This is a genomic window from Halalkalibacter sp. HAAS-P014 (assembly GCF_056619965.1).
In genome coordinates, this window is the sequence record NZ_JBWQTV010000015.1 from 43,318 (window position 1) to 65,358 (window position 22,041).

Here is a 22,041-nt window from a genome sequence, read left to right on the forward strand (position 1 = left end):
GATGATTGGGAGAACACATCATTGTGGAGTACTAAGAGAAGAACATGTTGGGCAAAAAGTACAATTGAAAGGCTGGGTTCAAAGACGACGTGATTTAGGACAGGTTATCTTTTTAGATGTTCGTGACCGTTCGGGAATTGTTCAAGTTGTTTTTAATCCAGAAACAAGTGAAGAAGCACTCACTGTTGCCGAACGTGTAAGGAATGAATATGTAATTGAACTTGAGGGAGAGGTTGTTGCAAGAGATCCACAAACTGTTAATGATAAGCTTGCAACAGGACAAATTGAAGTTCATGTTCATAATTTGAGCATCTTAAATGCTTCGAAGCCACTACCATTTCAAATTGAATCTGATACAGATGCATCCGAAGATGTTCGTTTGAAATATCGTTATCTTGATCTTCGACGCCCAGATATGCAAGAGACATTTAAATTACGCCATCGCACAACTAAATTGATTCGTAACTTTCTTGACGAAGAAGCGTTCATGGAAATTGAAACACCAATGTTAACGAAAAGTACACCCGAAGGAGCACGTGATTACCTTGTTCCAAGCCGTGTACACCATGGTGAATTTTATGCTTTACCACAATCACCACAGCTTTTTAAACAGCTATTGATGGTTTCAGGATTCGAGCGTTACTATCAAATCGTTCGTTGTTTCCGCGATGAAGATTTACGTGCTGATCGTCAACCTGAATTTACACAAGTCGATATTGAAACATCGTTCATGGATAAAGAAGACTTACTTGCAATGACTGAGAAGATGATGGCTAAAGTTATGAAAGAATTAAAAGGTGTAGAAGTACCTTTACCTTTACCTCGTTTAACTTATGATGAAGCAATGAATCGTTTTGGTTCAGATAAGCCTGATCTTCGTTTTGGAATGGAGCTAATTGAGCTGTCTGATGTAGTGAAAGACTCTGAGTTCAAAGTTTTCCAAAGTGCACTTGCAAGTGGAGGTGTAGTTAAAGGCTTAAACTTAAAAGGGGGAGCAGACAAGCTTTCACGCAAGGAGATTGATGCTTTAACTGATTTTGTCAAACAGTATGGAGCAAAAGGGTTAGCGTGGTTAAAAGTCGAGGAGGAAGGACTTAAAGGTCCAATTGCAAAATTCTTTGATGGTGAAATTGTAACTTCGCTTAAGGAAGCGCTAAATGCTGAAGTCGGTGACTTGTTATTCTTCGGTGCTGATAAGAAGCAAGTTGTTTTTGACAGCTTAGGGGCGCTACGCCTTAAGTTTGGTAAACAATTTGACTTAATCGATCAAAATCAATTTAACTTCCTTTGGGTTGTTGACTTCCCTCTAGTTGAGTATGATGAAGAAGCGAAACGTTACGTAGCTCTGCATCATCCATTTACAAGTCCTGTACAAGAAGATCTTGAACTTCTTGCAACAGATCCAGGTAGTGTACGTGCAAATGCATATGACCTAGTTTTAAATGGTTATGAGCTTGGTGGGGGATCGCAGCGTATTTACCAAAGTGATATCCAAGAACAAATGTTTAAAGCGCTCGGCTTTTCTGAAGAAGAAGCACGTGAACAATTTGGTTTCTTATTAGAAGCATTTGAATTTGGAACACCACCACACGGAGGTATTGCTTTAGGTTTAGACCGTCTTGTAATGCTGTTAGCAGGTCGAACAAATTTACGTGATACTATTGCTTTCCCGAAGACTGCGAGTGCGAGTGACCTATTGACGAACGCTCCAGGTGAAGTTAGTGTTGAACAACTTATTGATTTAAATTTATCTATTATCGGCAAAAAATCTGAAAAGGTTAATGTGTAAATATTGACTGTTTGATTAGATTCATGTAAGATCACGATAACTAAAATAAACTAAAAAAGTAACTTATCCAGAGAGGCGGAGGGAACTGACCCGATGAAGCCCGGCAACCTTTTTGCACGCCAGCAAAAAAGGTGCTACTTTCAGCAGGATGTATACCATTCTGAAAGATAAGTAAAGGCAGAAAAACCTTTCCTTATTTGGAAAGGTTTTTTGTTTTTTTATAGGAGGAGAAATAGGATGATACGAGTAGGTTTAATAGGTTTTGGAACAGTTGGAAGAGGTGTCTTGGAACGATTTGAACGAACAAACGAACAAGTCAAGCAATTGTTAGGGCAAGAGGTAGTTGTCTCAGCAATTTTAGTAAAAGACCGGCAAAAAAAGAGAGCTTTAAAGATCGAGGCATCGATAACTACTAGTTGGGAAGAGTTCTGTCAGGCTGCTAACTTTGATGTTATCTTTGAAGCTATCGGTGGGGTTGAACCAGCCTTTTCCTATACCTCCTATTGGTTAAAAAGAGGTGTACCAATAATAAGTGCTAATAAAAAATTAGTTGCTGAAAAAGGTGAAAAACTGGAAGAGCTTGCAGCTACTCATGATACATACTATGGATATGAAGCAGCAGTAGGGGGAGGCATTCCTATAATTAATGCATTAAAAGGAACGCTTTCTACAACACCTATTAGCAGAGTTTCCGGAATATTAAATGGTACGACCAATTATATGTTGACAGAAATGATTGAAAACAAACGAAGCTTTACCGATGTATTACAAAATGCCAAAGATCTTGGTTATGCTGAAGCTGACCCAACTGATGATATCGAAGGCTTTGATGCGTGGTATAAAATCCGGATTCTCAGCCGGCTATGTTTTGGTGTTTGGCCGAAAGTAGAACAATTTAGTCGCGAGGGAATAGCAAGTATAGAAGATTGGCATGTTGAAGTAGGTGAGCAATTAGGCTTTAAATTAAAGCTCATCGCTGAGGCATGGAGAAACGGTTCTGAAATAAAAGGGAGGGTAACACCTGCTTTCCTAGGAGAGGGAGAGCCATTAGCGAGCGTAAAAGGTGTGACGAACGGGATTTCGATTGAAGGGCTCTCAGTTAACCAGCTTCTTTTTATCGGTCCGGGAGCCGGAAAAGAAGCAACTTCCAACAGTATGGTCGAAGATTATATTTTCCACAATCGTTTGTCTCGACTAAATAGAGATTCGAAGGCGTATGAAACGTATGAAGCTGAACCGTCTGCCTATGCTTTACTATTTTTTAATCATCAAAAGAGGCCAGAGGCATTGCAATGGGCGAAGGATTTCCAGGTATCAATAGTCGATACTTTTTGGCATGAAGAAGGGGAAGGGTGGATTATCGCCAATAGTCATGCATCATCATTTATGCAGTATCCGATTTATGGTGATATTAAAACAAAAACAGCTAAACAGCTGGTGCATTAACGTAAATCAGGGCGTTCTGATTTTAGCTTTTTATAGGCACTTACTAATGAATAGGCATCCTCTTTAATGTAGTAAGTTCGAACACCTCTGTTTGTATGTAAATAAAGAAACCCCATTGCGTTCTTTTCGGGCTTTTTCCGGTAAGAAATATCTAATATCTCGGTAAGAGAAAATGTATCATCTTTGATCATCAATTGATTATCAAAAAGCTTTATATGAAATGAAGTTTCAATATAGCGTTTTTCTGTCCAACCAATTTCTTGGCGAATTTCAACACATTTTTGAGTGGCGAGTAAATTCATTAAAGGCATCCTTTCTATCTACAATTGTACTGTAGATAAGTTTACCACAGAGGTGGGCTAATAAAAAACACGAACAATAGAATGAATAGTTTGAAAATTCATTGACTTACAACATGTAATTTGTTAATATATTTTTAAACAAGTAAGAACTCCTAAAATGCACGTGTACATTTTTATTTTGAGCCAACATATTATTTATGGGAGCTTGCGTTAGAGATAGGAGGACATGCCTGAAGGAAGGAAGTCTGATTATTTGTACAGAGCACCCACCTGCGAGAGCGCAGGTTCAAAATAATAAGTATTACGACATTATTGGGATTCTTACTATATAAAAGCAATCTACAACTTTTCAAATAGAGAGGTTGTTTTTTTGTTGTATTGTCGAATTTTTGACTATACTAGTAAAAAGGATTTTATTGTATTAGCAGTTTTAGTAGGGTATTAATCGCTTAGACTTTTATAAATTGCTATGGTATAGTCAATTCCGACAGTATGTTTGGAGGGAGTAAAAGGGTATGTTGCATCAATTTTCTAGAAATGAATTGGCCATTGGTCATGATGGATTAGATCGATTGAAAAATAGTACAGTTGCTGTGCTTGGAATTGGAGGGGTAGGCTCTTTCTCAGCCGAGGCTTTAGCGCGTTCTGGAGTTGGCCGATTAGTGCTTGTGGACAAGGATGATGTTGACATCACGAATGTCAATAGACAAATACATGCTTTGCTATCAACGGTTGGTAGGCAAAAAGTTGAGCTAATGAAAGAACGCATCGAGGATATAAACCCAGAATGTGAAGTTATCGCACTAAAAATGTTCTACACCGAAGAAACTTATGAACAATTTTTTAGTTATGGTTTAGATTATGTAATCGATGCAAGTGATACAATCAGTTATAAGATTCACTTAATGAAGCAATGTTTAGAACGGAAGATTCCGATTATCTCAAGCATGGGTGCTGCAAACAAAATGGATCCTACACGACTTCGTATTGCTGATATTTCCAAAACAAGTCATGATCCAATTGCGAAAGTTGTCCGAACGCGTTTACGTAAAGATGGGATTAAAAAAGGTATAGAAGTTGTCTACTCAGATGAACAACCAATTAAAATTAGAGAAGAAATTAGACAAGAAATTGTGTCAGAAGCGGCTGAACAAGGAAGCATTCGAAAGGCAAAAATGCCACCTTCTTCCAATGCATTTGTCCCTTCTGTAGCAGGACTTATAATGGCTGGACATGTTATTACAAATTTGTTATCAGAAATCGAGATTAACAGGTAATGTTTCTAGGTGAAATTGCGTAGATATTGAGACGTTGATGATCTGAAAAAGAAATGTAAGAGCTCTGGTATTCTATACCGGAGCTCTTTTTCACTATAATATTTAGCTAAGTTACTTTGCTAATTTCTCTAAATTGCCGTTCTTGTCCATTTTAAACGATGCAGCCGATAGCGATTCCTCATCCTCGAGAATAGCCATACGTCTAGCACGGTTCATAATTTGAATAAGAGATTGGTAATCCTCTTCAATAATACTATTATCTTGTTTAATCTTTTGTAATTCTCGCTCTAATTCAGCGTTACGTGATTCAAGTTCCTGTTTTTCTTTTACTAACCTTTCATTTTCACGTTGTAAAGTAGATGATTGAGCGTTCGTATGCATAAGTGTCTGTAGGTAATCAATCACAGACGCTAATGACATCTCACTATCTAGTGATTGATTTATACGTTCCATTGCAGGTTGAGGTGCCCACATTGGTCGCATTTGAGGATAGTAGGCATAGGAAGCTGCACGTTTTCTTTCTTTTCTTTCCTTTTTTGCTTCGGCAATTTGGTTCATGTAACGGTTCCGAACTACGGCATTCCAGCGAAATCCACAAGCTGCAGATGTCCGATTCAACTCGTCTCCAACTTCATCAAATGCGCGCAATTGTGTACTGCCTTCTTTAATATGTTTCAGAACGGTTTCAGCTAGTAATACATCATCTTCATGTGACCAAGCGTCTTGTCTTATTTTCATCTAAGTTCAACTCCTTGAGATTTTTTATCTAATTGGTAACAATTGTAACCAGATAAAAGAATCTTTATACAAGGGTGATAGAAAAAGGGAAAAGATTCACATATTGATGTTAATTAGTTAAATAGATTTAAAAAGCTTCACGAGGAGAGTTCACGCTTTTTAATTAATCTAAAAAACTATTTTATTGGGTGATGAGAGAACAGAAGAAATAGAGATTGATACTTTAGTTAACTAGCTCAATCTCTGTTAAATTATTTAGTTGATAATCGTTCATAAATGTCGGCTAACGCTTGTTCGAATTTACCAGTACGTTTTGGTTCATAATAACTTTCATTTTTTAACTTGTTAGGTAAATATTGTTGCTTCACCCAACCATGGTCATAGTCATGTGGATATTTATAATCTATACCTCGTCCAAGTTGCTTTGCACCTTGATAGTGAGCATCCTTTAAATGTTTCGGTACATCGCCGATGATTCCTTTACGCACATCTGCTAGAGCGGAATCAAGTGCTTTATAAGCAGAGTTTGATTTGGGAGACAAACATAATTCAATGACGGCATTGGCTAACGGAATTCTCGCTTCTGGAAGACCAAGACGTTCTGAAGCTTCTATGGCAGAAAGAGTTCTTGAACCGGCTTGTGGGTTAGCTAAGCCAATATCTTCATAGGCAATTACGAGTAATCTTCTGTTAATACTTACTAAGTCACCAGCTTCAATCAATCTTGCTAGGTAGTGAAGAGCCGCATCGACATCACTACCTCTTATCGACTTTTGGAAAGCAGATAGTACATCGTAATGAGCGTCCCCATCCTTATCGTGTTGAAAACTTTTCTTTTGAATGCAGGCTTCGGCAGTTGATAAAGAGATGATCCTCTCTCCATGTTCATTTGGAAATGTCGACAAAATTGCTAATTCTAAGCCATTTAGAGCAGAACGCACATCTCCACCACAAGCAAGAGCTAAGTGAGTTAAAGCTTCATCGCTAATAGTAATATTTTCATGGCCAAAACCATTTGTCTCATCACTTAGCGCTCGCTTAAGAGCTTCTTTTATATTTTCAACCGTTAGCCTTTCGAGTTCAAAGATTTGACAGCGACTGCGAATGGCAGGATTAATTGAATGAAAAGGGTTTGCCGTAGTTGCGCCAATTAAGATTAGTAGTCCATTCTCAAGGTAGGGCAACAAAAAATCTTGTTTTCCTTTATCAAGACGATGGACTTCGTCTAAAATTAAAATGAGTTGGCCATGCATCTTAGCTTCTTCGACGGCAATTTCCATATCTTTTTTATTGTGTACGACAGCGTTAAGCATTTTTGAATGAGTGCCTGTTGAACCAGCTATTGCACTTGCAATCGATGTTTTTCCTATGCCAGGTGGTCCGTATAAGATCATAGAGGATAGCTGGCCAACATCAACCATGCGTCTAAGTAGGTTACCTTCGCCAATTAAATGTTGTTGGCCAATAACATCTTCGACCTTTTTTGGCCTCATTCGGTAAGCGAGTGGTTGCTTTTTCATGTTTCTACCTCTCTTCTTAAATTGCTATTGTAAGTGTAATAGATGTTGCGCTAAAAACCAACTCTCCTTAATTAGACTTGTGTAAGTGTCTAGCCACCAAAACTGAAGAATTTCATGCTATAATGGCAAAGAATTATAAAGGGAGAAGGGATTTCTCTTGGGGAGAGTAGAATATAAAAATACAAGACGAACTTTGGTTATTCGTTGGAGTACATTTCTAATTGGGTTAATGGTTATGTCGCTTGGTGTTGCAATGATGATAAGAGCAGAGCTAGGCGAGGCCCCGTGGGATGTGCTTCATATAGGACTGACTAGTCAATTTGGGTTAACGGTCGGAACTTGGTCTATTCTTATGGGGATTGTTGTCCTAAGTATAACGGCTCTTTTAATGAAGGCGTGGCCACAACTCGGGGCTTTTATGAATATGATTTTCATTGGAGTTTTTATCGATTTATTTTTATGGTTGCTTCCAACACCTGCGAATATGTTATTCCAATATGTTATGTTAGTGGCAGGAATCATCATAATTGGTTATGGAATGGGGATCTATATTGCACCAGGGCTCGGAGCTGGTCCACGGGATAGCCTAATGCTCGCATTGCAAACAAGAACTGGTTGGAAAGTTCAACATGTAAGGGTCATTATGGAGGTGATTGTATTGGGTATAGGCTGGCTTCTGGGAGGTACAGTTTTTATCGGCACACTTCTATTTTGTTTCGGGATTGGAGCAGTTGTAGGTAGAACATTGCCACAATGTCAACGTGTATTTGAAAATATAATGAAAAGAGGGAAAAGCGATGAAAATATCAACGAAGGGTCGTTACGGACTTACCATCATGATGGCATTAGCTAAACAAGATGGAGAAGGTCCGGTTTCTCTGAAATCAATTGCAAAAGAATATAAATTATCTGAACACTATTTGGAACAGTTAATTGCCCCTTTGCGTAATGCGATGCTTGTAAAAAGTGTACGTGGAGCTTATGGTGGTTACATGTTAGCAAAAGATGCTAAGGAGATTACAGCTGGTGACATTATTCGTGTATTGGAAGGGCCAATTAGCCCTGTTGAAGTAATGGATGATGAAGAACCGGCAAAACGTAATTTGTGGATAAAAATCCGTGATGCGGTTAAGGATGTACTTGATAACACAACGCTTCATGATTTAGCTAATTATAAAGATGCAGGAGATCAAGAATATTACATGTTTTATATATAGGTAGATACAAATCATTACGAGTCTAAGCAACTCTGATAGAGAAGGTGAAAAAAATGGAGATAATATACGTCGATCATGCAGCCACATCTCCACTTCACAAGGATGTGATCGATGCGATGATGCCATATTTTCAAACTTACTTCGGCAATCCATCAAGCATACATCAAGTTGGACGACAGGCGAGGCAAGCGCTAGATGAAGCTAGGGGGCAAATGGCTAAGCTGCTTGGTGTTAGCGACCAGACACTAATTTTTACAAGTGGTGGGACAGAAGCCGATAATTTAGCGATATTAGGGTATGCTCTTCAACATGAAAGTCAAGGGAAGCATATTATCACCTCTGAAATTGAGCATCATGCTGTTTTACATGCGTGCCAAGAGCTTAAAGAACGTGGTTTTGAGATTACATATCTCCCTGTAGATGAAACAGGAAGAGTCAAGCTGGAAGATGTACAAGGAGCTCTACGTGATGATACAATTCTCGTTACGTTAATGTTTGGCAACAATGAAGTTGGAACGATTCAACCAATAAAAGAAATTGGGGAATTGTTAAAAGAACATCAAGCTGTCTTTCATACAGATGCAGTTCAAGCATGTGGCGTCGTTGAAATAAATCTTCAAGAACTTCCTGTTGATATGCTTTCTATTTCTGCTCATAAAATTAACGGACCTAAAGGGATTGGAGTTCTTTATTCTAGAGAAGGAATTAAACTAAAGCCTGTCCTTTTTGGTGGAGAACAAGAACGGAAGCGCCGAGCAGGTACGGAAAATGTTGCGGCTATCGTAGGTTTTGCTAAGGCTTTTGAAATTGCTACTCATTCTATCGTACAAAAACAGAAGCAATATCAACGATACGCTCAAATCCTGATTGATACTTGGTTAAAAGAGCAAGTGAATTTTAAAGTGAACGGTCATCAAGATGAACGTTTACCTCATGTATTAAATGTAAGCTTTCCTGGTGTAAATATTGAGTCTTTATTAATGAACCTCGATCTAGCTGGAATCGCTGCTTCAAGTGGATCGGCATGTACAGCAGGTTCAATTGAGCCGTCTCACGTACTTGTAGCTATGTTTGGTGATGAAAGTGAACGGATTCAGTCTGCAATTCGCTTTAGCTTTGGGCTAGGGAACACAGTAGAAGAGTTGGAAAAGGTAGCACTTGAAACGGCTAAAGTTGTAAAGAGGCTTGGACAGCAGGAAGAGTTTATCAACTAGAATCGAAGCCAAGGGTGGTGAAAGAATTGGAAAAACGTCCAGAAGAAACAAGAGTGGTTGTTGGAATGTCTGGTGGTGTTGATTCATCAGTTACAGCGTTGCTCCTTAAAGAGCAAGGTTATGATGTGATTGGGATATTTATGAAAAACTGGGATGATACTGACGAAAATGGATTTTGTACTGCGACAGAGGATTATGAGGATGTTATTCGGGTTTGCAATCAAATTGGAATCCCTTATTACGCAGTGAACTTTGAGAAACAATATTGGGACAAAGTTTTTACTTACTTTTTAGAGGAATACAAAGCTGGTCGAACTCCAAACCCTGACGTTATGTGTAATAAAGAAATAAAGTTCAAGGCTTTCTTAAACCATGCTCTTTCTTTGGGAGCTGATTATGTAGCGACAGGACACTATGCAAGGGTAGAGGAAAGAGATGGACAATACTTTTTAATTCGGGGTGTTGATGAAAATAAGGATCAAACGTATTTCCTGAATGCATTGTCTCAAAAGCAACTTTCTAAGACAATGTTTCCGATTGGAGATTTGCCGAAAAAAGAAGTGCGTAAGCGTGCTTTAGATGCAGGGCTTGCCACAGCTACGAAAAGAGACAGTACAGGTATCTGTTTTATTGGCGAGCGTAATTTTAAAGAGTTCTTAAGTGAATTCTTACCTGCGCAACCTGGTGACATGGAGACGGTAGATGGTGAAGTGAAAGGACGTCATGACGGTCTTATGTATTATACACTTGGTCAAAGACAGGGACTTGGTATCGGTGGTGCAGGTGAGCCTTGGTTTGTCATTGATAAGGATTTAGATCGTAATGTGTTAATTGTTGGACAAGGGTATCATAACGAAGGGCTTTATTCTGAAGGGCTTGATGCAATTGGGGTAAACTGGATTGTAAATACCTTTTCCAAAGAAAAAGAGTTTACGTGCACAGCTAAGCTACGCTATCGCCAAGAAGATCAAAAAGTTACGGTTTTTCCAGGAGAAGATGGAAAGGTGCGTGTGTATTTTCATGAAAGACAACGCGCGGTTACACCGGGACAAGCTATTGTTTTCTATGATGGCGAGGTTTGTATAGGTGGAGGAACAATTGATCATGTGATTAAAAAGTGGGAAAATGCCTAATTGGTATTTTCCTTTTTCGATGTAAAATGTAGATAGAAAACAAGGAGGAGCAATATGTTGAATGAAAAAGGGATTGCATTAATGAATGAAAAGAAATATGAAGAAGCTGCGCAAGTTTTTAATGACGCAATTGAGGAAAATCCTAAAGACCCAACTGGATTTATTAACTTTGGTAACTTGCTCGGTTTACTTGGAGATTATGAACGAGCATTGACTTTTTTCGATAAGGCAATAGGACTTGATGAGCACGCAGCAACTGCTTATTACGGGGCTGGAACAATATATTATAAGCAGGATCAGTTTGAAGAGGCTGCAAAAATGTTTAAACAAGCATTAATTGAAAAATTGGATGAAGCAGATGTTCACTTTATGCTAGGAATGAGTTATTACCAGCTTGGAGCGCTTCCTCATGCATTAGCGTCGTTTAAGCGTACAGTAGAACTTCAACCAAAAGACATTGACGGTCTCTTTCAATATGGATTATGCTTAGCTCAATTAGAATATATTGATGAGGCAATTACACAGTTTGAGCATGTCGTTGAACTTGATGAAAGCCATGCAGATGCCTTTTTTAATTTAGGGGTGGCTTACGCCTATAAGGAACGTGCTTCTGATGCGTTAGCTGCATTTGAACAAGCACTAGTTATCCAGCCAGATCACGCGTTAGCTGCCAATGGAAAGAAAACTATTGAACAAGCCATCAAGTAAGGATGATGACATGTGAAAGAAGAATCGCTCTTTCCCAATGAGGAGAAAACAATAGAACGAGGATACATTAAAGGAAACGTGAGTCACATTGTGTTTCGTAATGAGGAAAATTTTTATACAGTAGCCCTTATCCATGTTCAACAAACAAATGAAGACATTAAGGAAAAGAAACTAACTGTCGTTGGGACTCTTCCCAAGTTAGAAGCAGATGAAACTTTTTTGTTTTTTGGACAACTAATTGACCACCCAAAATTCGGTCTCCAATACCAAGTAGAACAATTTAGAAGAGATTTACCACAGACAAAACATGGCATCATTCAATATTTAGCAAGTGGACGCTTTCCGGGGATTGGAATAAAAACAGCTGAAGCAGTCGTTGGTGTACTTGGTGAACGCGCTATAACTAGGATTGTTGAAGATCGAACGGTCTTGTCGGAAGTCCCCAAATTAACAAAAGAGAAAGCAGATTCACTCTATCAACAGCTCGTTGACCAGCAAGGTGTAGAGCAAGTGCTTATGACGTTGTCTAAACATGGTTTTGGTGTTGAGCTTGCTATGAAAGTTTATCAAGCATATGGGTTACAAGCACTTGATATTATTCAAACGAACCCGTATCAATTAATTGCTGATGTGGAAGGGATAGGCTTTAGAAGAGCTGATCTGCTTGGAGCAGCAATTGGAATCACGGGAAAACATCCAGATCGAATTCGAGCAGGGGTCCTTTATTTGCTGCAAGAACTTTGTCTGCAAGAGGGGCATGTATATCTCAAAAAGGATATCCTGATCCCTCATGTGGTGTCACTGTTGTCTTCTTACGATTGCAAGCTTGAAAGTTCTGAAGTGGAAGGACAAATTTTATTGATGCAAGAAGAAGGAGATATTTGTACAGAGGATGATCGAATTTACATGAAGTCGCTTTTTTTCGCCGAAAAAGGAATTGTATCAAGTGTTCGTCGTTTGCTAAGTCAAGAAGTGGATGAAGAATTTCCTGAAGCTGAATTCTTAAAAGCATTAGGTCAATTAGAGGAAGAGCAAAAATTAGAATATGCACCGTCCCAAAAAGAAGCCATTCAAACTGCACTATCATCACCACTTATGATTTTAACAGGGGGACCTGGAACGGGAAAGACGACGGTAATCAAAGGTATTGTTGAACTTTATGCTAGGCTTCATGGAGTTTCTCTAGATGAAAAAGCATATACAACAAGTAACCCTTTTCCGGTTTTACTTGTTGCACCAACGGGGAGAGCAGCGAAAAGAATGAGTGAAGCGACTGAACTTCTAGCTACGACAATTCATCGATTACTCGGTTGGAAAGGTGGATCGGGAGGGTTTGATAAAGGAGATCATGAACCGCTTGAAGGAGAACTTCTCATTGTAGATGAAAGTTCAATGGTTGATATTTGGTTAATGAATCAATTATTAAAGTCTGTCCCAAAAGGTATGCAAGTAGTGCTTGTAGGAGATCAAGATCAACTCCCTTCAGTAGGTCCAGGACAAGTATTACGTGATTTTCTTGATTCGACAGTTATTCCGACAGTTCCATTAGTTGATATATATCGTCAAGCTGAAGGGTCGTCTATCATTGAATTAGCACATAGCATGAAACAAGGAATCATGCCTGCCAACCTACTTGAACCTCAGGCAGATCGTCGTTTCTTCCCATGTAAAGTGGATCAAGTTAAGCAGGTTGTATCACAAATATGTGAGAATGCTATGAGAAAAGGTTATACAGCAAAAGAAATCCAAGTGCTAGCTCCTATGTACAAAGGAAGTGCCGGAATTACTGAATTGAATACAATGCTTCAAGATTTGTTAAATCCTAAAACAGACCAAAGACGCGAAATTGGTTTCGGGGATGTTGTATATCGAACCGGTGATATCGTGCTGCAACTGGTTAATAATCCTGATGAAAATGTATATAACGGCGACAGAGGTGAAATAGTCGCGATTTTTTATGCGAAAGAAAATCAAGAAAGACAAGATCAATTGGTCATTTCATTTGATGGAACAGAAGTCGTTTATTTAAAAAAAGATTTAAATCAGATAACCCATGCGTATTGCTGTTCGATTCACAAAGCTCAGGGAAGTGAATTCCCGATTGTGATCATGCCTGTCGTAAGAAATTATGCAAGAATGTTGAGACGGAATTTACTATATACGGGAATCACACGTGCTAAACAATTTTTATTGTTATGTGGAGACCTCAAAGCGTTTCATACTGCAATTACTCAAAAAGATGACATAAATAGAAATTCTATGTTGCAGGAAAAGTTGCAGGAATTGCCAATAAGTAATGGGAACAGTCAACCAACATAATAAGTATAAAATCGCCACACACTAACGTTAATTAAAAAAGGTGGCGATTTCTTTGCGTACTTTTTCAACAGTCGAAGGACTACCTGTTATTTCAATTTCTTCTGGCAAAGAATGTGGGCATGTATTGGACCTGTTTTATGAGGAAGGTTCTGTTACTGGTTTTCTTGTAGATCCAAATGGGTGGTTTCAAAGGCATCTTTGTTTACCTTTTGAACACATTGCAAGTATTGGAAATGATGGGGTGATGGTAGAGGACCAAAACGCCTTGCATCCTATTACGAAAAAGGAAAAAGATGTATTTCATTTAAAACATGGAAAGCATCGTCTTCATGGCATTGCTCTCTTAACAGCTGAAGGGGAAAAATTGGGCCTTTTAGAAGATGTATACTTTCATGAAGAAGTGGGCACGATTGTAGGGTATGAAGTGACAGAAGGGTTGGTCGCTGACCTAGTGGAAGGGCGAAGAGTCGTTAAAAGCAACTCTACGTTAACCATTGCTGGGGGGCGTGCCATCCTAAATGAATAAAAGCTCTGAAAAAAGTAAAGGGACCTTCTTCAGTTTTTGATTGTGGCTATTGAAAAAGGGAACGACTTTTTTCAGCAGCTGTGAAGGGAGTCTTTTTACCATGCAGTGTCCAAATTGTAAGAGCAAAGATATTGGAAAAATCGGGACAAATCAATACTATTGTTGGAATTGTTTTGTAGAGATGAGTTTACAAAAAGGAAGGCTATCAATGCATCAAGTTGAAGAAGATGGTTCATTAAGCTCGTTGGATGATTTGTTTGAAGACGAGGACCTACAAGTAGGAATGTAACCCAAACCATTCACGAGAATAGTTTATAAAGAAGGGTAAAGATCTAGAATGAGAATATGGTACAAAGAGGGTGACACTCTAACCTTTGTTAGATAGAGTTCTCCCTCTTTTTCTATGCATAAAAATTGTATGGATATAAAAAGGCTGCACACACTATAGATTGGGAGGTGTGTAGATGGATAAAGTTCAACAAAAGTGGTTATATCGGCTTATTTTTATTTTACTAACACTACTAATTCTTTATATGATTGTTCAACTAGCGCCACTTTTGTCTCCAATTGGTGCGGTGTTTAGAGCTCTATTATTACCTGTTGGAATAGCAATATTATTAACATACCTTCTGCATCCTCTGGTAGAAAAGATGCACGATGATGCAAATATCCCAAGGCCAGTAGCCGTTTTACTTATATTCTTAGTAATCGTCTTTGTATTAGGATTTCTTTTAACAATAGGTCTTCCATCTTTTATTAATCAGGTACAGCATGCATTTGAAACAATCCCAGCCCAAATAAGAGAAATTGAAAAGGAAACACAGAGAATACAAAGATACATTGATACACTTCCAGCGCCTTTACAAACCCAAACTCAAGAATGGAAGGTACAGCTAGTAAGAATGAGTGAAGGTGTTTTTGATCAAATAGAAGGCGCAGTACTCTTCCTTATCAAATCGATGTTTTCTTTTATCGTAATTCCTTTTCTCGTGTTCTTTTTTTTAAAGGATCATGAGTTGATAAGAAAATTATCCTGGTATTTGACTCCAAGGAAATGGCGTGATTCGTTAAAGAGATATATAAAGGATGTAGATCATACATTCGGCAATTATATACGTGGACAGCTGTTAGTATCTTTGTCAGTTTTTATCATTTCAACTACGGGATTATGGATTTTGGGTGTACCTTATCCGATATTACTAGGTTTGTTTATGGGGGCGATGGACTTAATCCCTTATTTTGGTCCTTTTATTGGTGCGATTCCTGCTGTAATTGTTGCATTTTTACAATCATGGCAACTCGGTGTAGCTACCATCATTCTTATCTTTGTAATTCAACAAATTGAGGGCAATATTCTTTCGCCCGTAATCGTAGGGAAGACACTTCACTTGCACCCAGCACTGATCATTTTAGCTTTATTAGTCGGTGTTGAAGTAGGAGGCTTTCTTGGTATGTTAGTTGCGGTTCCGATCTTAGCAATTGGGAAAGTTACGCTCTTGCATATTCGCTTTCATTTTATGAAAGATTGACATTTTAATGTTTGTTTTTCTATAATAGAGGCAAATGAAAAACGTAGATGGAACGAGTATGAAGCAGACCACTCTAAAGAGAGGTGTATCTAGGCTGAAAGTACACTGAGTGAAGGGTTTCAGAAGGCTACTCCTGAGTGCAGATAACCTCTGACGTTATTGTCGCGTTAAGACAATTAAGTGATAGACATAACTCCATGTCTATAATTAGGGTGGTACCGCGTGAAAAACTCTCGTCCCTTTTCTAGGGATTAGGGTTTTTTTTTATGAAAATGTAACTAAGCTAGTCGGCATTTAGAAAAAAGAAAAAAGTCTCTTTTTTCATTTTTGCCTGGGGTAATGAAACGAACTATTCAGTACGTACCCTTAGAGTGAGCGCTCATGGTTGTTTTTGTTCCGAAAGAATATACATACTAAGGAGAGACGAAGATGAAAAAACTGACATCTGCAGAAGTTAGACAAATGTATTTAGATTTCTTTAAAGAAAAGGGACATGATATTGAACCAAGTGCATCTTTGGTTCCTCATGAAGATCCTTCTTTACTTTGGATTAATAGTGGTGTAGCAACTTTAAAGAAATACTTTGATGGAAGGGTTATACCTGAAAATCCGCGAATTACTAATGCACAAAAGTCGATAAGAACGAATGATATTGAAAATGTTGGGAAGACAGCACGTCATCATACTTTCTTTGAAATGCTCGGAAACTTCTCAATCGGTGACTACTTTAAAGAAGAAGCGATTGAATGGGGATGGGAATTTTTAACTAGTGAGAAGTGGATTGGATTTGCTCCAGATAAATTATCCGTTACGGTTCATCCAGAAGATGATGAAGCCTATGATTATTGGAAGAATAAAATTGGGATTCCTAAGGAACGTATTATTCGATTAGAAGGGAATTTTTGGGATATTGGGGAAGGCCCGAGTGGACCTAACACGGAGATTTTTTATGATCGTGGACCGAGCTATGGCAATGATGAAAATGATCCTGAACTTTATCCAGGGGGAGAGAATGAACGGTATTTAGAAGTTTGGAATCTGGTTTTTTCTCAATTTAATCATAACCCAGACGGTAGTTATACGCCGCTGCCAAAGAAAAATATTGATACGGGTATGGGGCTTGAACGTATGGTTTCTGTCATTCAAGACACACCAACCAACTTTGAAACTGATTTATTTTTGCCTATTATTCAAGCGACAGAAAAAATTGCTGGAGTAAAATACGGTGAAAATAAGGAAACTGATGTTGCATTTAAGGTCATTGCCGACCATGTTCGTACGGTTACATTCGCTGTGTCAGATGGAGCTCTTCCTTCTAATGAAGGACGTGGCTATGTTCTCAGAAGATTGTTACGACGTGCAGTTCGTTATGCAAAGTTAATTTCAATCCATAGACCGTTTATGTATGAGCTTGTTCCTGTAGTTGGAGAAATTATGGTTGACTTCTATCCAGAAGTACAAGAGAAAACTGAATTTGTTCAAAAGGTTATGAAAAATGAAGAGGAACGGTTCCACGAGACATTAAACGAAGGTTTATCAATTCTTGAGAAAATTCTAGTTGATGCAGAGTCTTCTAATAAAGAAGTGATTGATGGGAAAGACGTATTCCGTCTATATGATACTTATGGCTTTCCGGTGGATTTGACAGAGGAATATGTTCAAGAAAAAGGCTTGGAAATCGATCGTGAAGGTTTTGATCGTGAAATGGCAGCGCAACGAGAGCGTGCCCGTTCGGCACGTCAAGAATCTGGTTCCATGCAAGTTCAAGATGAAGTGCTTGGACAACTAACTACGGAAAGTAAGTTTATTGGTTATGATCATTTAAAAGCAAATGCAAAGATCGAAGTGATTGTTTTTGAAAGAGAGCTTGCGAACGTCGTTTCAGCTGGTAATACGGCTCAAATTCTTCTTGATGAAACACCGTTTTATGCAGAGAGTGGTGGTCAAGTTGCAGATAAAGGAACGATTCGAGGAGAAAATGTCCTTGCGCAGGTAACAGCAGTAACCAAAGCTCCTAATGGCCAACACCTTCATACCGTTCAAGTTAAAGAAGGTGTACTTGAAAAAGGAGCAAGCGTAAGCTGTATCGTCGAAGAAACTGAGCGTATATCAATCGTGAAAAATCATACGGCTACGCACTTACTACATCAAGCTTTAAAAGATGTTCTTGGAGCGCATGTTAACCAAGCTGGATCACTTGTATCGGAGGAACGCTTGCGTTTTGATTTCTCTCATTTTGGTCAAGTAACTCCTGATGAGATGACAAAAATTGAAGAAATCGTAAATGAACAAATATGGAATGCTCTTTCCGTCGATATATCTTTGAAGAAGCTTGACGAGGCTAAAGAGATGGGTGCAATGGCTCTGTTTGGAGAAAAATATGGCGAAACGGTTCGGGTTGTAAAAGTTGGAGAATATAGCTTAGAGCTTTGTGGTGGCTGTCATGTCCGTAATACAGCTGAAATTGGTTTGTTTAAACTTGTCTCGGAGTCAGGGATCGGAGCAGGCATACGCCGAATTGAGGCGGTAACTGGAAAGGCTGCTTACGAACATATGAATGAACAAATTCAATTGTTAAAAGATGTAGCAACGAGCTTAAAAGTGAAAAGAGTACAAGACGTTCCAGCTCGGATGGAAGCAACTCAACAACAAATTCGTGATTTACAAAGAGAGAATGAATCATTGGCGGCCAAATTGGGTAACATGGAAGCTGGGAATCTTGTTAATGAAGCAGTTGAAGTGAATGGTGTGAAAGTTTTAGCGAAAAAAGTTGACGCACAAGACATGGATAGCTTAAGAGGTATTGTGGATACCTTAAAGCAAGATTTATCATCAGGCGTAATCGTTTTAGGTGCTGTTTCAGGTGAAAAGGTGAATATTGTTGCCGGCGTAACAAAAGATTTAAACAAACAAGGCCTTCATGCTGGCAAATTAGTAAAAGAGATCGCAACACGTTGTGGTGGCGGTGGTGGTGGTCGCCCTGACATGGCTCAAGCTGGAGGTAAGAATCCAGCAGAGTTGGAAACAGCGCTAGCTTTTGTAGAAGAATATGTAAAATCGATTTCCTAATTCGACTTTAATGTTGTACAATGGAAATAACCAAGCTATTTGCCGGGTTGTTCAAACGTAAAACAGACCGAAATAGCAAAGAATGAAAGAGGTGTTTGTGATGAGCTCTATGGACAAAACGATGCAATTTAATTTTCATGATGATACGGATGATGTTGATGTCCAAGAGGTACTCCTTTCTGTATATGAATCACTAGAGGAGAAAGGATATAACCCCATTAACCAAATTGTGGGCTACTTACTATCAGGAGACCCTGCGTACATACCACGTCATAAGGATGCGCGCACGCTCATTCGTAAGCTTGAACGTGATGAACTAATTGAAGAGTTAGTAAAATCCTATTTATCACAGCACCGTAAGGAGAATGGATGAGAGCACTAGGTTTAGATGTTGGTACAAAAACAATAGGCGTAGCATTAAGTGATGAACTTGGTTGGACGGCACAAGGTTTGACGACCATTAAACGGGTTGAAAATGAAGAAGACAAAGACTACGAAGCAATTGTTAGCCTCGTTGAAGAACATGATGTAGGTACGATCGTGATTGGTATGCCTAAAAATATGAATGGAACAATTGGTCCAAGTGGTGAGCGTAGCCAAATTTTCGCTGATACATTAAGTAAACATGTTTCGTGCACGATAAAGATGTGGGATGAGCGTTTGACAACTGTCGCAGCTGAAAAAATGCTCATCTCAGCAGATGTTCGTAGGAAAAAGAGAAAGCAAGTGATTGATAAGATGGCTGCGGTCATGATTTTACAAGGCTATCTTGACCACAAAGGAATGTAGCAGTGCTTTCTAACGTTGAAATTTATGTTGGGGCCAGCCTTCTACAAACATTAAGACAAAGAGGTGCAGAATAATGACAGAACAAGAAAAAGAGCGTATTGTGATCCCTGATGAGAATGGGGACGAGCATCTTTTTGATGAATTATTTAGATTCCATGTTGATGCAACTAATAAGTCCTACATTCTAGTTACACCTGTTGGCGCAGAAGAGGACGAGGACGAAGAAGTAGAAGTATTTGCTTTTCGTTTTGAGGATCGTGAAGGAGAAGAGGATGACATTGCCCTTTTCCCAGTTGAAACAGATGAAGAATGGGAAATGGTTGAGGAAATGTTAAATACATTTCAACCTGAAGATGAATAAATAACAGTGAGAAAGATTGAGGAGTTATCCTCAGTCTTTTTTTTTAACTTTTTTAATAGCAAAATTGAGACCAGGTGCTATCGGGTAAAAGCAATCCCAAAAACCAGGGTACTTTCGAGTAAAAGTAGTACCCAAAATCAGGGTATTTTCGAGTAAAAGCAATACCTAAAATCAGGGTATTGCTTTTACTCTTTATCTTTCGTCGAAATGTAGTATAATAAGGTGGTGGAAGGAGGGGAATGATGTCTAATTCCAGCAAAAAACCTCGAAATGAATTGTATGAAGAACGAGTTTCTCAGGCTAGAGTTGTGAGAAAGGTCGTCTTTTTTTGTGTTGTTGGGTTGTTAGTAATAGGTATCATTATATTTCTTAGTGGTTACTTTTATATTAAGAATACATTAGGTCCTATGGACAAGGATAATCCGGAAGAGGTCCATGTGACGATTCCAATCAATACTACTGCAAACCAAATTGGAACAATACTTGAAGAAGAGGGACTTGTTCGAAATGGAACGTTTTTTCGCTACTACGTTCGATATAAAAATGAAACAGGTTTTCAAGCAGGCGATTACTCTCTATCAACTTCTATGACAATGGATGAGATTATAACGGAGTTGAAAGAAGGAAAAGTTATGCAAGAGCCGGAACTATCTTTTACTGTACCTGAAGGAAGATGGCTTGAAGATGTAGTGAAGATTGTTGCTGAAGAGACTAGTTATTCAGGCGATGAAGTAATGGATTTTATTACTGACCAAGAGTATGTAGAAGGTCTGGTTGACCAATACTCAATGTTAACGGATGAAATATTAGATGAAGATATTCGATATGCGTTAGAAGGTTACTTATTTCCTGCTCGTTATGATTTTATGGAGGAACAGCCTTCAATTGAATCAGTGATTGAGGCTATGTTAAATCGCACAGAAAATATACTAGAGAAGTATTCAACTGAGATCGAAAATAGTGAATATACGATTCATGAATTGTTAACACTTGCCTCGATTATTGAAAGAGAAGCCCAAAAATCAGAAGATCGTTATTTGATTTCGGGGGTTCTTTATAATCGTTTAGACAGTGAAATGAGGCTTCAGGTGGATCCAACGGTTTCTTATGCTGTAGGAGAACATCTGTATATGACGAGTTATAATGCTACAGAAGTCGATTCACCATATAACACTTATCGCTATAGTGGCATTCCAATTGGACCTATTGCCAATCCGGGAGAGGATTCAATTAGAGCTGCTCTAAACCCTGAAGAGACTGATTATTTATTCTTCTATGCCCGTTTTAATGGAGAAGTTATTTATAATCAAACGTATGAAGATCATCATCGTACCCATCAGACATATCGAGATGAATGGGTAGAAGGTCAAAGTCAACAAGAAGATTAATTTTTAATGGGGGGATGTGTTTGATAACACACCCTCTTTTCTATGCTTGAACAAAAAGAATGGAGTGTAGCAATGATTAGTGAACAAGTTGAAAGTTACTTGAAGTCTCTCGTGCCAAAACGAGATGAACGAGTCGAGCAAATAGAGGCATTTGCAAAAGAAAATCAAGTTCCCATTATGGATCTAGTAGGAATGGAAAGTCTGTTACAACAGTTAAAGCTGCAAAAACCTAAGCGAATACTAGAAATAGGGACAGCAATTGGTTATTCTGCAATTCGAATGGCTCAAGCATTACCTGATGTAGAAATTGTTACGATTGAGCGTGATCTAGAGAGATATAAGCAAGCTGAAGTGAATGTTTCTAGGCTAGGTCTGTCTAGTAGAATTGAGTTAAAATTTGGTGATGCTTTTGATTTGGTTCAAATACTTGAATCTGAACCCCATTTTGATGTATTATTTATTGATGCCGCGAAAGGACAGTACCAACGTTTTTTTGAAATGTATGGGAAGCTTGTCCATAAAGGTGGAGTTATTTACTCAGATAATGTGCTTTTCCGTGGGTTTGTTGCGGGGTCAGACATAGAAAATAAACGGTTACGCAAAATAGCGTCAAAGATACAAAGTTATAATGAATGGTTAATGAACCATCCCAGCTATGATACGAGGATTTTGCCAGTTGGAGACGGATTAGCCGTTAGTATAAAGCTATAAAAGGA

The 22,041-nt window shown here is 38.6% G+C and carries 21 protein-coding genes, 1 other RNA gene, 1 riboswitch and 1 other annotated feature; of the genes, 19 read left to right on the plus strand and 3 right to left on the minus strand.

Annotated features, from left to right (window positions below):
• Nucleotide 1 precedes the first annotated feature (1 nt).
• Both aspS and AC1FXZ_RS12215 read left to right on the plus strand, forming a co-directional pair.
• Nucleotides 2-1,789: an aspartate--tRNA ligase gene (gene aspS / locus AC1FXZ_RS12210; RefSeq protein WP_480053981.1), complete on the plus strand. Its 1,788-nt coding sequence runs from the start codon at nt 2-4 to the stop codon at nt 1,787-1,789.
• A 60-nt stretch (nt 1,790-1,849) separates the two neighbouring features.
• A riboswitch (SAM riboswitch) is annotated at nt 1,850-1,963 on the plus strand.
• Between the two features lie 63 nt (nt 1,964-2,026).
• Nucleotides 2,027-3,235: a homoserine dehydrogenase gene (locus AC1FXZ_RS12215; RefSeq protein ID WP_480053983.1), complete on the plus strand. Its 1,209-nt coding sequence runs from the start codon at nt 2,027-2,029 to the stop codon at nt 3,233-3,235.
• Here the strand turns inward: AC1FXZ_RS12215 and AC1FXZ_RS12220 are convergent.
• Nucleotides 3,232-3,537, minus strand: a complete 306-nt coding sequence (locus tag AC1FXZ_RS12220) for a hypothetical protein (protein WP_480053985.1) — start codon at nt 3,535-3,537, stop codon at nt 3,232-3,234. The genes AC1FXZ_RS12215 and AC1FXZ_RS12220 overlap by 4 nt on opposite strands.
• A 146-nt stretch (nt 3,538-3,683) precedes the next feature.
• Between AC1FXZ_RS12220 and ssrS the strand changes: the two genes are divergently transcribed.
• Both ssrS and AC1FXZ_RS12230 read left to right on the plus strand, forming a co-directional pair.
• Nucleotides 3,684-3,860, plus strand: a non-coding RNA gene (gene ssrS / locus AC1FXZ_RS12225) — 6S RNA.
• Nucleotides 3,861-4,052: 192 nt separating this feature from the next.
• Nucleotides 4,053-4,814: a tRNA threonylcarbamoyladenosine dehydratase gene (locus AC1FXZ_RS12230; protein ID WP_480053987.1), complete on the plus strand. Its 762-nt coding sequence runs from the start codon at nt 4,053-4,055 to the stop codon at nt 4,812-4,814.
• A gap of 111 nt (nt 4,815-4,925) precedes the next feature.
• Here the strand turns inward: AC1FXZ_RS12230 and AC1FXZ_RS12235 are convergent, their stop codons facing one another.
• Nucleotides 4,926-5,552 carry an RsfA family transcriptional regulator gene (locus tag AC1FXZ_RS12235; RefSeq protein ID WP_480053989.1) on the minus strand — a complete coding sequence of 209 codons (627 nt, stop codon included), beginning with the start codon at nt 5,550-5,552 and terminating at the stop codon, nt 4,926-4,928.
• A gap of 251 nt (nt 5,553-5,803) precedes the next feature.
• Complete coding sequence (locus AC1FXZ_RS12240) at nt 5,804-7,072, minus strand: replication-associated recombination protein A (RefSeq protein ID WP_480053991.1); 1,269 nt, start codon at nt 7,070-7,072, stop codon at nt 5,804-5,806.
• A gap of 157 nt (nt 7,073-7,229) precedes the next feature.
• On the opposite strand from AC1FXZ_RS12240, the gene AC1FXZ_RS12245 reads away from it, so the two are divergent.
• From AC1FXZ_RS12245 to AC1FXZ_RS12315, 15 genes are all read left to right on the plus strand, one after another.
• Nucleotides 7,230-7,925: a YczE/YyaS/YitT family protein gene (locus tag AC1FXZ_RS12245; RefSeq protein ID WP_480053993.1), complete on the plus strand. Its 696-nt coding sequence runs from the start codon at nt 7,230-7,232 to the stop codon at nt 7,923-7,925.
• Nucleotides 7,870-8,289, plus strand: coding sequence for a cysteine metabolism transcriptional regulator CymR (cymR, locus tag AC1FXZ_RS12250; RefSeq protein WP_480053995.1), 420 nt, complete (start codon nt 7,870-7,872; stop codon nt 8,287-8,289). Before AC1FXZ_RS12245 ends, cymR begins: the two co-directional genes overlap by 56 nt.
• A 53-nt stretch (nt 8,290-8,342) precedes the next feature.
• Nucleotides 8,343-9,503 (plus strand): cysteine desulfurase family protein, encoded by a 1,161-nt coding sequence (locus tag AC1FXZ_RS12255; RefSeq protein ID WP_480053997.1) that lies wholly within the window; start codon nt 8,343-8,345, stop codon nt 9,501-9,503.
• A 26-nt stretch (nt 9,504-9,529) separates the two neighbouring features.
• Entirely contained in the window at nt 9,530-10,636 is a 1,107-nt protein-coding gene (gene mnmA / locus AC1FXZ_RS12260; protein ID WP_480053999.1) for a tRNA 2-thiouridine(34) synthase MnmA, read from the plus strand.
• Between the two features lie 54 nt (nt 10,637-10,690).
• Entirely contained in the window at nt 10,691-11,344 is a 654-nt protein-coding gene (locus AC1FXZ_RS12265) for a tetratricopeptide repeat protein (protein ID WP_480054001.1), read from the plus strand.
• Between the two features lie 12 nt (nt 11,345-11,356).
• A complete protein-coding gene (recD2, locus tag AC1FXZ_RS12270) occupies nt 11,357-13,663 on the plus strand; it encodes an SF1B family DNA helicase RecD2 (RefSeq protein WP_480054003.1) in 2,307 nt (768 codons plus the stop codon).
• Nucleotides 13,664-13,715: 52 nt separating this feature from the next.
• A complete protein-coding gene (locus tag AC1FXZ_RS12275; RefSeq protein ID WP_480054005.1) occupies nt 13,716-14,189 on the plus strand; it encodes a PRC-barrel domain-containing protein in 474 nt (157 codons plus the stop codon).
• A 100-nt stretch (nt 14,190-14,289) separates the two neighbouring features.
• Nucleotides 14,290-14,478, plus strand: a complete 189-nt coding sequence (locus tag AC1FXZ_RS12280) for a hypothetical protein (protein ID WP_480054007.1) — start codon at nt 14,290-14,292, stop codon at nt 14,476-14,478.
• 175 nt (nt 14,479-14,653) lie between these two features.
• Nucleotides 14,654-15,718: an AI-2E family transporter gene (locus AC1FXZ_RS12285; protein WP_480054009.1), complete on the plus strand. Its 1,065-nt coding sequence runs from the start codon at nt 14,654-14,656 to the stop codon at nt 15,716-15,718.
• Between the two features lie 35 nt (nt 15,719-15,753).
• Nucleotides 15,754-15,962: a binding site (T-box leader), on the plus strand.
• A gap of 185 nt (nt 15,963-16,147) precedes the next feature.
• Nucleotides 16,148-18,787 (plus strand): alanine--tRNA ligase, encoded by a 2,640-nt coding sequence (gene alaS, locus AC1FXZ_RS12290; protein ID WP_480054011.1) that lies wholly within the window; start codon nt 16,148-16,150, stop codon nt 18,785-18,787.
• 100 nt (nt 18,788-18,887) lie between these two features.
• Nucleotides 18,888-19,160 (plus strand): IreB family regulatory phosphoprotein, encoded by a 273-nt coding sequence (locus tag AC1FXZ_RS12295; RefSeq protein WP_480054013.1) that lies wholly within the window; start codon nt 18,888-18,890, stop codon nt 19,158-19,160.
• A complete protein-coding gene (ruvX, locus tag AC1FXZ_RS12300; protein WP_480054015.1) occupies nt 19,157-19,576 on the plus strand; it encodes a Holliday junction resolvase RuvX in 420 nt (139 codons plus the stop codon). Before AC1FXZ_RS12295 ends, ruvX begins: the two co-directional genes overlap by 4 nt.
• A 73-nt stretch (nt 19,577-19,649) precedes the next feature.
• Entirely contained in the window at nt 19,650-19,937 is a 288-nt protein-coding gene (locus tag AC1FXZ_RS12305) for a DUF1292 domain-containing protein (protein WP_480054017.1), read from the plus strand.
• 242 nt (nt 19,938-20,179) lie between these two features.
• A complete protein-coding gene (gene mltG, locus AC1FXZ_RS12310) occupies nt 20,180-21,325 on the plus strand; it encodes an endolytic transglycosylase MltG (RefSeq protein WP_480054019.1) in 1,146 nt (381 codons plus the stop codon).
• A 72-nt stretch (nt 21,326-21,397) separates the two neighbouring features.
• Nucleotides 21,398-22,036, plus strand: coding sequence for an O-methyltransferase (locus tag AC1FXZ_RS12315; RefSeq protein WP_480054021.1), 639 nt, complete (start codon nt 21,398-21,400; stop codon nt 22,034-22,036).
• Nucleotides 22,037-22,041: the final 5 nt, after the last annotated feature.